The organism is Thalassobius vesicularis (assembly GCF_004799325.1).
Classification (GTDB): domain Bacteria; phylum Pseudomonadota; class Alphaproteobacteria; order Rhodobacterales; family Rhodobacteraceae; genus Thalassobius; species Thalassobius vesicularis.
In genome coordinates, this window is the sequence record NZ_SSMD01000033.1 from 1 (window position 1) to 505 (window position 505).

General features: G+C 57.0%; 1 protein-coding gene and 1 pseudogene. Both read left to right on the top strand.

Annotated features, from left to right (window positions below):
* Positions 1-251, top strand: a 251-nt coding sequence (locus E7681_RS18655) for a S24 family peptidase (RefSeq protein WP_136340767.1), incomplete at its 5' end; no start/stop codon positions are given.
* 1 nt (position 252) lies between these two features.
* Positions 253-505, top strand: a pseudogene (locus E7681_RS18660) (hypothetical protein); the annotation flags it as partial.

Below are 505 nucleotides of genomic sequence, written 5' to 3' on the forward strand. Positions count from 1 at the left end.
GCATGGAACCGACGCTTTTTGACGGCGATACCGTGCTCGTTGACATGGACCGCAAGGCCCCAAACCCGCCAGGCATCTTCGTTCTGGATGATGGCATGGGCTTGGTCGCGAAGCGCTTACAGCATGTCCCGAATAGCGATCCGCCGGCAGTCCGCGTGATCTCGGACAACAAGCATTATCCGGAGTATGAGCGCACGGCGGATGAAATCGTCATCATCGGCCGTATTCGCTGGTTTGCGCGGGAGATTTGAAGTGATCGAATTCCGGTCCCTTGCTGACGACGAGCCCTCCCTCAGCTATTCGCCGCTCTTGCGCGGGATTTTGAAAACCTTCACCTACGTCGAGGAAAACGGTTCTATCGGCCTTACCCCGTCGAAAGCCTTCAAGCGCAACTTTGTACACTGGGCTGCGCGCGAATTCGACTGGCCTGGCCATACCGAGGCTGACCTCTTTGCCGTGAACAAGGTCCTGAACGAGCAGGACTTCATGCCGCTCGTGGATATTC